The sequence below is a fragment of the Thermomonospora umbrina genome (assembly GCF_003386555.1).
GTDB classification, from domain to species: domain Bacteria; phylum Actinomycetota; class Actinomycetes; order Streptosporangiales; family Streptosporangiaceae; genus Thermomonospora; species Thermomonospora umbrina.
Map to the genome: position 1 here is coordinate 699,767 of NZ_QTTT01000001.1, position 13,055 is coordinate 712,821.

The window sequence follows — 13,055 nt, forward strand, 5'->3', positions numbered from 1 at the left end:
CGGTCCCCGCGATCTCGGTGCCGGTCCCGGTCTCCACCCGCCGCCGGTCGCACCGACCTTCGGCCGTCGTGCCGCGCCGGGTCCGGGGCCGCCCCTCCCGGCCCCGCCTCCACGACACCGAAAGGCGATGTCATGACGTTCTCCGTCCGCATCGGGGTCCGCGCCTACGAGTTGGACACCCAGGGCCACCTCAACCAGGCCGTCTACCTCCGGTACGCCGAGCACGCCCGTTGGGAACTGCTGCGGGTGGCGGGCGTCCCCAACGACAAGCTGCTGGCGTCGGGGGTCGGGCCGGTCGTCCTGGAGACCACCATCAAGTACCTGCGGGAGTTGCGCGGCGGCGACGAGGTCGACGTGACCTGCGAGTTCGTGTTCGGCGAGGGGAAGACCTTCCAGGTCCGCCAGGAGATCCGCAAGGTGGACGGCACGCCGGCCGCGACCATCACCGCCGTCGGCGGACTGCTGGACCTGGCCGAACGGCGGCTGGTCCCGGACCCGGGGGGCCGGCTGCGCGCCCTCGCCGGGGACCCCGCGTACTTCGGCTCCCGACCCTCCTGACCCTGGGAACGGCCGGTCCCGGTCACTGCGGCCCCTATACATGCAGGCTGCATGTATGTACGTTGGCGGCGTCCGCGCACAGACCGCGGGAAGACCGCAGGAAGGGAGCCGACGTCATGACGCCGACCGCAGGAACATCCCGGGAGCAGGTGGTGCGGGGCCTCGCCGACGAGCACGCCGCCTTCGCCGACCTCCTGGCCTCGCTGGACGACGACGCCTGGAGCACGCCGTCCCGCTGTCGGGGCTGGGAGGTCCGCGACGTGGCCGCGCACGTCGTCGCCAACGCCGTGGAGTCGGTGGACGGCACCATCGGGGCCCGCACGGCCGATGAGCAGGCCGCGGCCTTCCGCGGCGGCACCCCGGCGCGGCTCTCCCGGACCCTGCGCGAGGCGGCCGAGCGCCTGCACGGCTTCCTGGAGCCGCTCGACGACACCGTCTGGGACTCCCCCAGCCCCGTCGCCGGTCGGACCATCGGCAACGGGGTCCTGACCCTCTGGTACGACGCGTTCGTCCACACCGACGACATCGCGGCCGCCCTCGGCCGGCCGCACCCGGAGGGCCCCGGGCTGGGCGCGAGCGTGGGCTGGCTGGTCGAGGAGCTGACACGGCTGGGGCGCGGACCGCTGACGCTGCGGCTCGACGGACTGCCGCCCCGGACGGTCGGCGCGGGCGGCCCGGAGGTCACCGGCGACCCGTGGCGCTTCGTGCTGGCCGCCTCCGGCCGGGCCGAGCCCGCCGCCCTCGGACTCGACGAGAAGGTCAACGTTCATCTCCTACCATGACGCCATGAACCGCAAGGTGGAGCAGGGCGACGCGACCCGCGCCCAACTGATCGACGCGGGCATCGCCCTCTTCACCGAGCAGGGTTTCGCGGCGACCTCCACAACCGAGATCGTCCGCCGCGCCGGGGTGACCCGGGGCGCGCTGTACCACCACTTCCCCGACAAGGAACGGCTGTTCGAGGCGGTGTTCGTCGAGGTGCAGAAGGAGATCCACACGCGCTGCGCCGCCGCCTCGCTCGCCGCCCCCGACGATCCGGCGGATCGGATCTCCGCCGGGATCCACGCCTTCCTGGACGCCTGTCTGGAGCCCCGGACGCAGGCCGTCCTGCTGCGCGAGGGCCCTTCGGTGCTCGGCTGGCAGCGGTCCCTGCGCTTCGACGACCCGCACTGCGCGCGACTGCTGCTGCGGGCCGGCCTGCGCGAGGCCGCCCGGGCGGGCCTGGTGGCCGAGACGAACGTCGAGCCGCTCACCCATCTGCTGTACGGGGCGCTCAACCAGGCGGGCACGGTGATCTCCGCCGCCGACGACCCGGCGGCGGAACGGGAGCGGATGGGCGCGGCCGTGGAGGAGCTCCTCCGCTCTGCGCTCCGGGCGAACCACACCGCGTCATGACGATCACAGCGCCTAAGCTGGACGTCATGGGGTCCGCCTGCCGGTGCATCATCTGCCACGACTACGGCGACCGTGACCGACTCGGCAACTCCGAGCTGCGCACCATCGTGCACGTCAAGGAGTACGGCTGGAGCGTGGTCCTCATCGCGCCCCGCGACGGGCTGCCGGGCTGGGCGTTCACCACCGGTCTGTGGCACAGCCACCGCTCCCCCGAGCTGGCCGTGTTCGGGCTGGAGCCGTACGACATGCAGACGATCGTCAACAACCTCGGCGACCACGCGGCCGCCGGCCGGCCGCTCACCGCCGGCCAGGAGCGCCGGGACGCCACCGAGCGCCATGCGGTCCTGCTGCGCCCGATCCACGACCGCTGGTACGACCGGCTGCTGGTCGAGGCGCTGCGGTTCTATCGCCGCCCGCCGCTGCCGTTCCTCCAGGTCGTGTGGCCCGACGAGGGGGGCCGCTACCCCTGGCAGTCCGGCAGCGACCCCCGCCTGTCCGCGGCGCAGCCGTCCCTGTGGCTGTCCCCCGACACGCACCCCCGGGGTTCCTGGACCTCCTGACGCGCCGCATCCTCGATGGGCGGAAAGTCCTGCCGTCGGGTAAACATGTGTGTCCCTCCGTGCCGCCCACGCGGGCGGGCCGGGTAAGGAACAATCGGGGACCGTTGTCGACACCGAGCCGAGGGGTGGACGAGCATGCCGGAGGTATGGCCCGGCGGTGCGTACCCGCTGGGGGCCACCTGGGACGGGACCGGCACCAACTTCGCGCTGTTCTCCGAGGCGGCGACGCGGGTGGAGCTGTGCCTGTTCGACGAGCACGGCGTGGAGACGCGGTGCGACCTGCCGGAGACCGACGGGTTCGTGTGGCACGGCTACCTGCCGGGTGTCGGGCCCGGTCAGCGGTACGGGTACCGGGTCCACGGCCCCTACGAGCCGCGGCACGGCGACCGCTGCGATCCCTCCAAGCTGCTGCTGGACCCGTACGCCAAGGCGATCGAGGGCGAGGTGCGCTGGCACGAGGCGCTGTTCTCGTACCGGTTCGGCGACCCGGACGTGCTCAATCCCGAGGACAGCGCGCCCTACATGCCGAAGAACGTCGTGATCAACCCGTTCTTCGACTGGGGCGACGACCGGCCGCCGCGCGTGCCGTACCACGAGACGGTGATCTACGAGGCCCACGTCAAGGGGCTCACGAGCCTGCACCCGGCGGTGCCCGAGGCGCAGCGGGGCACCTACGCGGGGCTGGCGCATCCGGCGATGATCGACCACCTGGTCGACCTGGGGGTGACGGCCGTCGAGCTGATGCCCGTCCACCAGAGCATCCCGGAGCACGCCCTGGTGGCGCGCGGGCTGACGAACTACTGGGGCTACAACACCATCGGGTTCCTGGCCCCGCACAACGCCTACAGCTCCTCGGGGCAGCGCGGCGAGCAGGTGCTGGAGTTCAAGGCGATGGTGCGCGCCCTGCACAAGGCGGGCATCGAGGTCATCCTCGACGTGGTCTACAACCACACCGCCGAGGGCGACCACCTGGGCCCCACGCTGTGCTTCCGGGGCATCGACAACGCCGCCTACTACCGGCTGCGCGACGACGACAAGCGCTACCACCTCGACTACACCGGCTGCGGCAACTCGTTGAACGTCCGCCACCCGCACGCCCTGCAGCTCATCATGGACTCGCTGCGGTACTGGGTCATCGAGATGCACGTGGACGGGTTCCGGTTCGACCTGGCCTCGGCGCTGGCCCGGGAGCTGCACGACGTCGACCGGCTGGCGGCGTTCTTCGACCTGGTGCAGCAGGACCCGGTGGTCTCCCAGGTGAAGCTGATCGCCGAGCCGTGGGACGTCGGCGAGGGCGGCTACCAGGTCGGCAACTTCCCGCCGCTGTGGACGGAGTGGAACGGCCAGTACCGCGACACGGTCCGCGACTACTGGCGGGGCGGCTACGCGGCGATGCCGGAGTTCGCCTCGCGGCTGACCGGGTCCTCGGACCTGTACGAGCACGACGGTCGCCGGCCGATCGCCTCCATCAACTTCGTGACCTGTCATGACGGCTTCACCCTGGCCGACCTCGTGGCCTACAACCACAAGCACAACGACGCCAACGGCGAGGGCAACCGCGACGGCACCGACGACAACCGCTCCTGGAACTGCGGCTACGAGGGCCCGACCGACAACCCCGAGGTCCAGGAGCTGCGGGCCCGACAGCGCCGCAACTTCCTGGCCACGCTGTTCCTGTCGCAGGGCGTGCCGATGCTGACGGCGGGCGACGAGCTGGGCCGCACCCAGCGGGGCAACAACAACGCCTACTGCCAGGACAACGAGATCTCCTGGGTGGACTGGAGCGCCGGCGACGGGGACCTGGAGTTCGTCCGGCGGCTGGCGCGGCTGCGGCGGGAGCATCCGGTGCTCCGGCGGCGGCGGTTCTTCCAGGGCCACGGCGGGCACGGCGAGCTGGGCGACATCGCCTGGCTGACCCCGGCGGGCGAGGAGATGACCGACGACGACTGGCACGCGGGCTACGCCAAGTCGCTGGGGGTCTTCCTCAACGGCGAGGCGATCAGCGAGCCGGACCCGCGCGGCCGGCCGGTGCGGGACGACTCGTTCCTGCTGCTCATCAACGCGCACTCGCAGTTCGTCGAGTTCACCCTGCCGCGCGCGGAGTTCGGCGACCGGTGGGAGTACGCGCTCGACACCGCGAGCCCGGCGCCGGACGGCCTGCCGGACCGCCGGACCGCCAAGGCCGACGGCGTGGTCGAGGTGGCGGGCCGGTCGATGGTGGTGCTGCGCCGCCTGTGACCGCCGCCGGGTGTCAGGGGCGGTCGCCGTCGAGCGCGGTGAGGAGCACCAGCACGAACGTCGCCGCCGCCGCCAGCCCGTGCAGCGGCACCGCGACCGTCGGGAAGGCGTGCTCGGCGCCGCGGGCGTGCCGTCCGCCCCCTCCGACCAGCCAACGGGTGAACAGCGTGACACCGAGCATCACCACCGCGACGAGAACGCCGAACGCGCTCCAGGCGTAGACCGCGCGACCGGTGCCCAGGTACCCGGTCCACAGGGCGAGTCCGGCCAGCGCGCACAGCGGGTGTCCCAGCACCACGACCGCCGGATACCGGGTGACCTTGGTCGCCTGCCGGAACGGCCCCTCGCGCGCCGGCCCGATCACCAGCAGGTAGGCTCCCACGGCCGCGGCGAGCAGCCAGGCGGCGAGCGCGGCGAACCTCAACCCGTGCCTCCTCCGGTCGCTTCCGATTCCTGGCAGTGTCCTCCACCGCCTGGACGGCATGACCGTTTCGTACGGGTAGCGGCCTGAAACCGTTACCGCACCGTGCTCGCCGCGACGCCGGAGTCCTCAGCAGCCGGGCACGATGCCGCCGCCGTAGCCGTAGGTGATCTTCGCACCCTGCTTGTAGTAGTGGCCTGCGATCCGGGCGAACTCGGCGTGGCGGGCCGCGCCCACGTAGGTCACCGTGTAACCGTCCAGGGACATCGTCAGGTAGTTGTCGGCCCGCCCCCGCGAGTCCGGCCCGACGATGCCGTCGGCGGCAAGGCCCTCCGCACGCTGCCAACTCACGGTCGCCGACGCGGTCCTCGACCCGAACTGGCAGTCGATCTCCGAGTAGTACAGCTTCCCTTCGGCGTACATCAGGTGCTGCCACATCCCGGCCCAGTTGCCGTTCCAGTAGGAGCAGCCGTTGCACAGGGTGGCCTCGTCGGTGAGGTCGTCGTTCTGGCCGCCGGACCCATCGACGATCTTGTTGCCGGTGCCCTGGGCGGACGCGCCCCCCGGTCCCGGACGGTCGAGATCGGCCGGGCGCACGGGCGGTGCGGCCTTCGCGACCAGGGCACGGACGGCCTTGGAGACGGTGTTGCGGTCTCGTGGGAGCGCCTGCGCCAGTCGGACCAGCTCGGGCTGCGTCACCGGACCCCGCACCGATATTCGGTAGGTGACCCCACGGCGTTCGCTCCACGACAGCTCGGTCAGGCCGGGCCCCCACACGTCGGCGGTCGAGGTCACCAGGGCCCGGCGGGTGCCGGCGCCGGGCCGCCGCAGACCCGTCGTCGCGATGACGCGGGCGCCGGGCGTGAGCTGGGCCCGGGTCGCCTCCCGGACCGCGCCGACGCCTCTGGCCAGGACGATGACACGGCCCCGTCCGGTGAACGTGGCCGTCTCCCACCGGAACTCGAGGGACTTCTTCAGAGGCGACGGCCGCATCGTCTTGAGGTTCTCGCGAGGGGTGTGGCCCGGCAGCGCCTCGGCGACGGCGGTGCGGGCGGTGGAGGCGAAGTCGGCGGCCCGGGCCTGAGCGGGCTGTGCGGTGGCCGAGAGGGCGGCGACCGCGGTGGCGATGGCCGACGACAGGACGGCGGTCCGGCGAAGCGTCATGGTTCTCCCCTCCCCGGCGGCGGGGTCCGCCGGGTGATCCTTTGACCTTCGCCTCTGAAGATCCGGGAGAAAACCTACGAACTCAAGGGACGCCGAGGGGCCTCACGTGGCCACGCCGGACCCCTTGCCGGAACCGGACGGACGGCGTAGGGGCCGGGGCCCCGTCAGGGGGCGACGCGCAGGCCGCGGACCACCCGGCGCAGCTCCGCCGCCGGAACACCGAACGCGCGCACGGTGATCAGCACCCCGTCGCGGGGGGCCCAGTACACGTGGATCTCACGAAGGGCGCGGACCGCCTTCGACGTCATCAGCGCCCGGCCCACCGGCATCGGGAAGGCCGTCGGCCGGACCCCCGTGAGCCGCATCGTGCGCCGGACCTCGGCGAGCCCGGCGGTCGTCGGCTTCGCCATGAACTCGATGGTCGGCCCGTCCGCCCGACCTGCGGGCGCGTACCGGGCGTACCAGTGACGCGGCCGGACCACCACGCCCTGGGGGGCGGGGCGCTGCCGCCAACCGCGCGGCAGGTAGCCGACCCGGATCAGCTCGCGCGGGACGACCACCGCCGACGCGGACGCCCGCGCGTTCACCGGGGGCCCCGCGTGCCGCCGCCCGAGCGTGTCCTCGCCGTCGCCCGCCCCCGAGACGGGGAGCAGCACCACGGCGCCCACCACGGCCGCGCCGGAGAACACGCTCAGCCCGGCGATCACCCGGGTCCGGGTGCGACCCCGCCGGCGGCGGGCCCGGCCGCCGTGGATCGCCCGGTCGGTCATGGTCTCCGGGAACGCCAGCTCTCGGACGTCCTCGTCGAGGGTCTCGCGGATCAGCCTCGGCAGCTCACCGGGCCCCGCGCCCTCGTTCATCGCGACGCCCCAGCGCCGGCGGCGGCCGGTGCGGCGGGCGCGGGCGGTTCGGCGGGGTCGGCCGACTCCAGCCGGGCCCGCAGCTCCCGCAGCGCGCGGTGCGCCTGGCTCTTGACGGTGCCGACGGTGGTACCCATCAGCCGGGCGGTCTCGGCCTCGGTGTAACCGCCCCAGTACCGCAGCGTGATCACCATCCGGCGGCGCGGCGGCAGCTCGGCGAGCGCGCCCCGGACGACGTCGCGGGTCAGCATCTCCTCGATGGGCGCGTAGGAGGCCCCGGCGCCCTCGTCGGCGGCCAGGCCCAGCACCTCCGGGTGCCGCTGCCGTCCCCGCCAGCCGTCGCGGACGGCGTTGACGATGCTCTGGCGCACGTACCAGCCGGGGTCTCCGCGCCGCGACACGCGGCCCCACCTGCCGTAGAGCCGTTCCAGCGCGCCCTGGACCACGTCCTCGGCCTGGTCGCGGTCCCCGGTCAGCGCGACCGCGAGGCGGAGCAGCTCCAGCCCACGGTCCCGCACGAACGCGGTGAACTCGGCGTCATCGTCCACTGATCTCCCTCCAGGCACCCCACTCACAACACGTCCGGAGGGCTGAGATGGTTGTCCCATGCGTTCCTTGCCCGCCGATCTCGTCGGCCTTCAGGAGGCGTACGCCCAGCCCGCGGAGGGCATCTGGCTGCGCGCCAACATGATCTCCAGCCTGGACGGCGCCGCCTGGTACGGCGACCGGACCGAGGCCCTGGGCTCCCCCGGGGACCGACGGCTGTTCGCCGCGCTCCGGGGAATGGCCGACGCGGTGATCGTAGGGGCGGAGACCGTCCGGGTCGAGGGGTACGGGCCGGTGGAGTCCGGGCCCGGCTGGGAGGTGCTGCGCGGCGACCGGCCGTCCACTCCCCCGCTCGCGGTCGTCTCGCGGCGGCTGGCGCTGGACCTGGACGCGCCACTGTTCACCCGGGCGCCCGCCGACGCCCGGACGCTGCTGTTGACCACCGAGACCGCGCCCGCCGACCTGCGCAGGGCGGCCGAGCGGGTGGCGGACGTGATCGTGGCCGGTCGGGACGGCATCGACTTCCCCCGGGCGGTGGAGGAGTTGGCGGCGCGCGGCCACCGGCGGCTGCTGTGCGAGGGCGGTCCGATGATCCTCGCCCGCGCCGTGGCCGACGGGGTCCTGGACGAGCTGTGCCTGACGCTGAGCCCGACGCTGATCGCCGGCGACCCGTCCCGCATCGTCAACGGCCCGCCGCTCCCCGAGCCCGGCAGGCTCCGGCTGGCGGGTCTGTACGAGGAGGACGACTTCCTGTTCCTGCGTTACACGCGGCCGACCAGGTAGCGCAGGAACAGCACCTCGTCGGCGGTGTAGACGGCGTTCAGGCCCAGCTCCGCCCGCCCGCCCAGGTCGTTCAGGAGCCGGGTGTGATGCGGCCCGCCGATCAGGGTCGGCGCGATGTTCAGGCACAGCTCGTCCACCAGGCCGGCCCGCAGCAGCGAGGTGGTCAGCGCGGGGCCGCCCTCGCACAGCAGGTGCGCCAGGCCGAGGTCGTCCCGCAGCCGCGTCACGGCCGCCGCCAGGTCGAGGCCCCCGTCGTCGTCCACGCCGATCGCCCGGACGCCGGCGGGCACCGTGCCGGCGGCGGTGTTCGAGGTGACCACGATCGTCGGCGTCTCGGCGGCGGTGAACAGCGGCAGCGACCAGTCGAGGTCGAGGGACCGGCTGACCACCACGATCGCCGCGGGCCCGGCCGAGCCCTGCGCCGCGCGCCGCCGCCGCAGGTCGGCGCGGAGCCGCGCCGGGCCCATCCGGCCCGTGCGGACGGTGGCCGCGCCGACCAGGACCGCGTCGGCCAGCGCCCGCAGCGTGCGGAAGACCTCCATGTCGGCGGCCCCGCCGAGCCCGGCGCTCCAGCCCTCCTCGTCGGTCACCGACCCGTCGGCGCTGAGCACCATGCCGACCCGTAGCCAGACGTCCGTGACCTGGCGGTATGCGGTGAAAGGGTCGATCGGGCCGGCGGGCTCGGGCAGGAGGCGGCGCATGACCCGAGATTACCGATGAGGCAGGATGGGTCTGTGGACCTGCCGATCAATCCACCGCTGGCGCCGATGCTGGCCAAGGCGGTCAAGACCATGCCCGAGGGCGATCTGCTCTACGAGCCCAAGTGGGACGGCTTCCGCTGCATCGTCTTCCGGGACGGCGACGAGGTCGAGCTGTCCAGCCGCGGCGAGCGCCCGCTGACGCGCTACTTCCCCGAGCTGGTCGACGCGGTCAAGCGGGAGCTGCCCGAGCGCTGCGTGGTGGACGGGGAGATCGTCCTCCGCCAGGGCCAGGTGCTCAACTTCGACATGCTCCAGCAGCGGATCCATCCGGCCGCCTCGCGGATCCGGATGCTGGCCGACACGACCCCGGCCTCGTTCGTCGCGTTCGACCTGCTCGCGGTGGGCGACCAGGCGCTGCTGGACACGCCGCTCGGCGAGCGGCGCGCCCTGCTGGAGGCGCTGCTGGCCGACGTGCGGCCGCCGATCCACGTGACGATCGCCTCGGACTCCTACGAGACGGCGCTGCGCTGGTTCGACGAGTTCGAGGGAGCGGGGTTGGACGGGGTGATCGCCAAGCCGCGCGGCATCACCTACGAGCCCGACAAGCGGCTGATGTTCAAGGTCAAGCACGAGCGCACCTGCGACTGCGTGGTGGCCGGGTTCCGCTGGCACAAGTCGGGGCCGATCGTCGGGTCGCTGCTGCTGGGCCTCTACAACGACCAGGGAACGCTCCAACACGTGGGGGTGGCGGCCTCGTTCCCGATGAAGCGCCGCGCCGAGCTGGTCGAGGAGCTGCGGCCGTACCGGATGGACGACCTCGCCGGGCATCCGTGGGAGGCGTGGGCGCGGCAGGACGAGGCGGCCGCCGCCGACCGGATGCCGGGGGCGGTGTCCCGGTGGAGCGGCAAGAAGGACCTGTCCTGGGTGGCGCTGCGGCCCGACCTGGTCTGCGAGGTGGCGTACGAGGCGATGGAGGGCGAGCGGTTCCGGCACACCGCCCGGTTCCGCCGCTGGCGGCCCGACCGCACGCCCGCGTCGTGCGACTACGAGCAGTTGGAGGTCCCGGTGGCGTACGACCTGGACGACGTCTTCGGCGGCAACGGCGCCCGACCCGGGCCGTGACCGGCCGGGGCGCACCCGACCGGTCACGGCATTGGGGAAGGGGTGAGGCTCAGGGGCGGACGGTCTCGTCGAGCACGGTCCGGCGACCGAGGTCCTCCGGGGAGATGCTCGTGGTGGCGGTCCGGGCCTGGTCCAGCGGACGCAGGTACGTCTGCTGGACACCGGGGACCCGGTCCTCGATGACGAAGGTGGCCTTGGTGTGCACCGGCGCGCCCGGCCGCTGGACGTACGGCACCACCTTGAAGTCGGCCTTCATCTCCGTGGGGGTGATCCGGGTCATCACGTAACCGCGCTGGTTGTTGTAGAAGCGCAGGTGCGGGTTGATCTTCAGGAACGCGTGGTCGGCGGGGTTGGAGTCCTTGCCGTCGCCGCCCGTGGAGATGGACGTGGCGACCAGCTCCGAGCCGACGGTCCTGGAGGTCGGGTCGTCGTAGTCGGCCTTCAGATCACTGGCCCAGTGGGCGTGGACGTCACCGGTGAGCACGACCGGGTTGCGGACGCCGGCGTCCAACCAGCCCCGGGTGATGCGCTCGCGGGAGGCCACGTAACCGTCCCAGGCGTCCATGCTGGTCACCTTGAGGGGCCCGGCGTTGTTGTCGCGCTGGGCGAAGAACACCTGCTGGCCCAGGACGTCCCAGCGGGCGCGGGACTCGCGGAACCCGTCGAGCAGCCACGCCTCCTGCTCGTCCCCGGTGATGGTGCGCGCGGGGTCGACGGCGGCCGGGCAGTCGCGGTATCCGTCGCCGCAGCCCTGGTCGTCGCGGTACTGGCGGGTGTCGAGCATGTGGAACGTCGCCAGTTTGCCCCACTGCACGCGCCGGAAGAGCTGCATGTCGATGCCCCGGGGAACGGAGGTGCGGCGCAGCGGCATGTTCTCGTAGTAGGCGCGGAACGCGGCGGCGCGGCGCTCCAGGAACCTCGGCTGCGGGATCTCCGGCTTCTCGTGGATCTCGTCGGCCCAGTTGTTGTCGATCTCGTGGTCGTCCCACACCACCAGCCAGGGGGCGGCGGCGTGCGCGGCCTGCAGGTCGACGTCGCTCTTGTACTGGGCGTGCCGCTGCCGGTACCCGGCGAGGGTCTCGGTCTCGGGCCCGTCGTGGTCGCGGACGTTGCCGCCGGGGATGGTGTAGGTGTTCTTCGTGTACTCGTACTGGTAGTCGCCGAGGTGCAGGACGAGGTCCGGGTCCTCCTCGGCCAGCCGACGGTAGCTGGTGAAGTAGCCGTGCTCGAACTGGCTGCACGACACGAACGCCATGGCCAGCGCGGGGCCGTACGAGTGGCGGGCCGGCGCGGTGCGGGTGCGGCCCACCGGGGAGATGTACCGTTCCACGCGGAAGCGGTACCAGTAGTCGCGTCCGGCCTCCAGGCCGTTCAGCTCCACGTGGACGCTGTGCGCGGACTCCGGTCGGGCCGAGACGGCGCCGCGTCGCACGACGCGACGGAACCGCTCGTCCTCCGCCACCTCCCAGCGCACGGGGACGATGCGGGACGGCATGCCGCCGAGCCCGTCCTCGGCCAACGGGCGCAGCGCCAGCCGCGTCCACAGCACGACGCCGTCATGGTCGGGGTCGCCGGACGCGACGCCCAGCGTGAACGGGTCGGCGCCGAGTGAGCGGCTCTGCGGGGCGGCCTGCGCGGCGGGCGGGGACAGCACGGTGGCCGTGCCGGCCGCGCCTGCGGCCAGCCCGGTGGTGACGAGGAAGGTCCGGCGGTTGAGTGCGGTACGACCGTCGGGCATGAGTGACCTTTCGGGAGGAGTCGGGCATTGACCGCCCGTCAGCCTCACGAAGGCCGGTGGCCGCCCAGCACCGCACAGGTGACGCCCTCTCCAACGCGAGCCGTCATGTTGCCCGCGGTGGGCGCCCCTCGGTGTCCGGTGACGAAATCCCCTTATTTCACCAGCCGAAAACCCCCGAAAAGGACAGGAGACGGTCTCCGCCCCGTCCCCGCACCCCGGGGCTCAGCCGACGGTGGCGCTGCGGCGCTCCAAGAGGACGACGTCGCGCCAGCGGGAGCGGCCGTCGACGTCGTGGCGGCCGAGGCGCTCGCGGACGCCGACCCGTCGGAAGCCGAACGCCTCGTGCAGGCGCAGGCTGGCGGTGTTCTCGGGGAAGACGCCCGCCTGCAGGGTCCAGATCCCGGCGCGTTCGGAGGAGGCGATCACGGCGTCCATGAGGGCGCGGCCCACCCCGCGTCCCTGGGCGTCGGCGGCCACGTAGACGGAGATCTCGGCGACGCCGCGGTAGACGGGACGGGAGGAGGTCGCGGACAGGGCGACCCAGCCGAGGATCCGACCGGCGTCGCGGGCGACGAAGCGATGGTCGGGGAGCTTTCCGGCGGAGAAGTCGTCCCACGCCGGCACGGCCGTCTCGAACGTGGCGTCGCCGCCCTCGATCCCGTCGCGGAAGATGGCGAGCACCTCGCCCGAGTGCTCGGTCACCATCGGTGTGATCTCCACGGCGACCACCTTATTGACCGTTTTGGCTGGTCGCGCCATCACTCGTACCGTAGAAGAGGGGGGCGCCGGGCTTTGGGGGGAGTGACCGGCGCCCCCTTCGCGTCCCCGGTGCCCGCACCGGGGCCGGCCATCCGGCCGAGCGACAACGGCCTGCGCGAAACCCCCGTTACGGACAGGGCCTGTCCAGGGCAAACGACAAGTGTTGCCAAAAACTCCGTCGACTTCGTAGGGTTCCCACCTTTACCGCGT

At 72.8% G+C, this 13,055-nt stretch carries 14 protein-coding genes; 7 read left to right on the forward strand and 7 right to left on the reverse strand.

Annotated elements, in window-relative coordinates; genetic code table 11:
• Positions 1-132: 132 nt before the first annotated feature.
• The 5 genes from DFJ69_RS03065 (at position 133) to glgX (ending at position 4,751) form a co-directional block, all read left to right on the forward strand.
• Positions 133-558 carry an acyl-CoA thioesterase gene (locus tag DFJ69_RS03065; RefSeq protein WP_116021071.1) on the forward strand — a complete coding sequence of 142 codons (426 nt, stop codon included), beginning with the start codon at positions 133-135 and terminating at the stop codon, positions 556-558.
• Between the two features lie 116 nt (positions 559-674).
• Positions 675-1,340: a maleylpyruvate isomerase family mycothiol-dependent enzyme gene (locus DFJ69_RS03070; protein ID WP_116021072.1), complete on the forward strand. Its 666-nt coding sequence runs from the start codon at positions 675-677 to the stop codon at positions 1,338-1,340.
• 4 nt (positions 1,341-1,344) lie between these two features.
• Positions 1,345-1,953, forward strand: coding sequence for a TetR/AcrR family transcriptional regulator (locus DFJ69_RS36045; RefSeq protein ID WP_116021073.1), 609 nt, complete (start codon positions 1,345-1,347; stop codon positions 1,951-1,953).
• On the forward strand, positions 1,950-2,513 hold the full coding sequence (locus tag DFJ69_RS03080; RefSeq protein ID WP_245973962.1) for a DUF4262 domain-containing protein: 564 nt from the start codon (positions 1,950-1,952) through the stop codon (positions 2,511-2,513). Before DFJ69_RS36045 ends, DFJ69_RS03080 begins: the two co-directional genes overlap by 4 nt.
• Before the next feature lie 135 nt (positions 2,514-2,648).
• Positions 2,649-4,751, forward strand: a complete 2,103-nt coding sequence (gene glgX / locus DFJ69_RS03085) for a glycogen debranching protein GlgX (RefSeq protein WP_116021075.1) — start codon at positions 2,649-2,651, stop codon at positions 4,749-4,751.
• Between the two features lie 13 nt (positions 4,752-4,764).
• Here the strand turns inward: glgX and DFJ69_RS03090 are convergent, their stop codons facing one another.
• The 4 genes from DFJ69_RS03090 to DFJ69_RS03105 form a co-directional block, all read right to left on the reverse strand.
• On the reverse strand, positions 4,765-5,175 hold the full coding sequence (locus DFJ69_RS03090; RefSeq protein ID WP_116021076.1) for a hypothetical protein: 411 nt from the start codon (positions 5,173-5,175) through the stop codon (positions 4,765-4,767).
• A gap of 126 nt (positions 5,176-5,301) precedes the next feature.
• Entirely contained in the window at positions 5,302-6,336 is a 1,035-nt protein-coding gene (locus DFJ69_RS03095) for a peptidoglycan-binding domain-containing protein (RefSeq protein ID WP_116021077.1), read from the reverse strand.
• A 164-nt stretch (positions 6,337-6,500) separates the two neighbouring features.
• Positions 6,501-7,196: a hypothetical protein gene (locus tag DFJ69_RS03100; protein ID WP_116021078.1), complete on the reverse strand. Its 696-nt coding sequence runs from the start codon at positions 7,194-7,196 to the stop codon at positions 6,501-6,503.
• Entirely contained in the window at positions 7,193-7,744 is a 552-nt protein-coding gene (locus DFJ69_RS03105; protein ID WP_170177525.1) for a SigE family RNA polymerase sigma factor, read from the reverse strand. The genes DFJ69_RS03100 and DFJ69_RS03105 overlap by 4 nt, the downstream gene beginning before the upstream one ends.
• 58 nt (positions 7,745-7,802) lie before the next feature.
• On the opposite strand from DFJ69_RS03105, the gene DFJ69_RS03110 reads away from it, so the two are divergent.
• Positions 7,803-8,525, forward strand: a complete 723-nt coding sequence (locus DFJ69_RS03110) for a pyrimidine reductase family protein (protein WP_116021080.1) — start codon at positions 7,803-7,805, stop codon at positions 8,523-8,525.
• On the opposite strand, the gene DFJ69_RS03115 is transcribed toward DFJ69_RS03110, so the two are convergent.
• A complete protein-coding gene (locus tag DFJ69_RS03115; RefSeq protein ID WP_116021081.1) occupies positions 8,504-9,226 on the reverse strand; it encodes a dihydrofolate reductase family protein in 723 nt (240 codons plus the stop codon). The genes DFJ69_RS03110 and DFJ69_RS03115 overlap by 22 nt on opposite strands.
• Before the next feature lie 33 nt (positions 9,227-9,259).
• Between DFJ69_RS03115 and DFJ69_RS03120 the strand changes: the two genes are divergently transcribed.
• Positions 9,260-10,348, forward strand: coding sequence for an ATP-dependent DNA ligase (locus DFJ69_RS03120; protein ID WP_116021082.1), 1,089 nt, complete (start codon positions 9,260-9,262; stop codon positions 10,346-10,348).
• Positions 10,349-10,397: 49 nt separating this feature from the next.
• Here DFJ69_RS03120 and DFJ69_RS03125 read toward each other — a convergent pair whose 3' ends face one another.
• Together DFJ69_RS03125 and DFJ69_RS03130 are read right to left on the reverse strand one after the other, a co-directional pair.
• A complete protein-coding gene (locus tag DFJ69_RS03125) occupies positions 10,398-12,086 on the reverse strand; it encodes an alkaline phosphatase D family protein (RefSeq protein ID WP_116021083.1) in 1,689 nt (562 codons plus the stop codon).
• Between the two features lie 222 nt (positions 12,087-12,308).
• Complete coding sequence (locus DFJ69_RS03130) at positions 12,309-12,806, reverse strand: GNAT family N-acetyltransferase (protein WP_245973964.1); 498 nt, start codon at positions 12,804-12,806, stop codon at positions 12,309-12,311.
• Between the last annotated feature and the right edge of the window lie 249 nt (positions 12,807-13,055).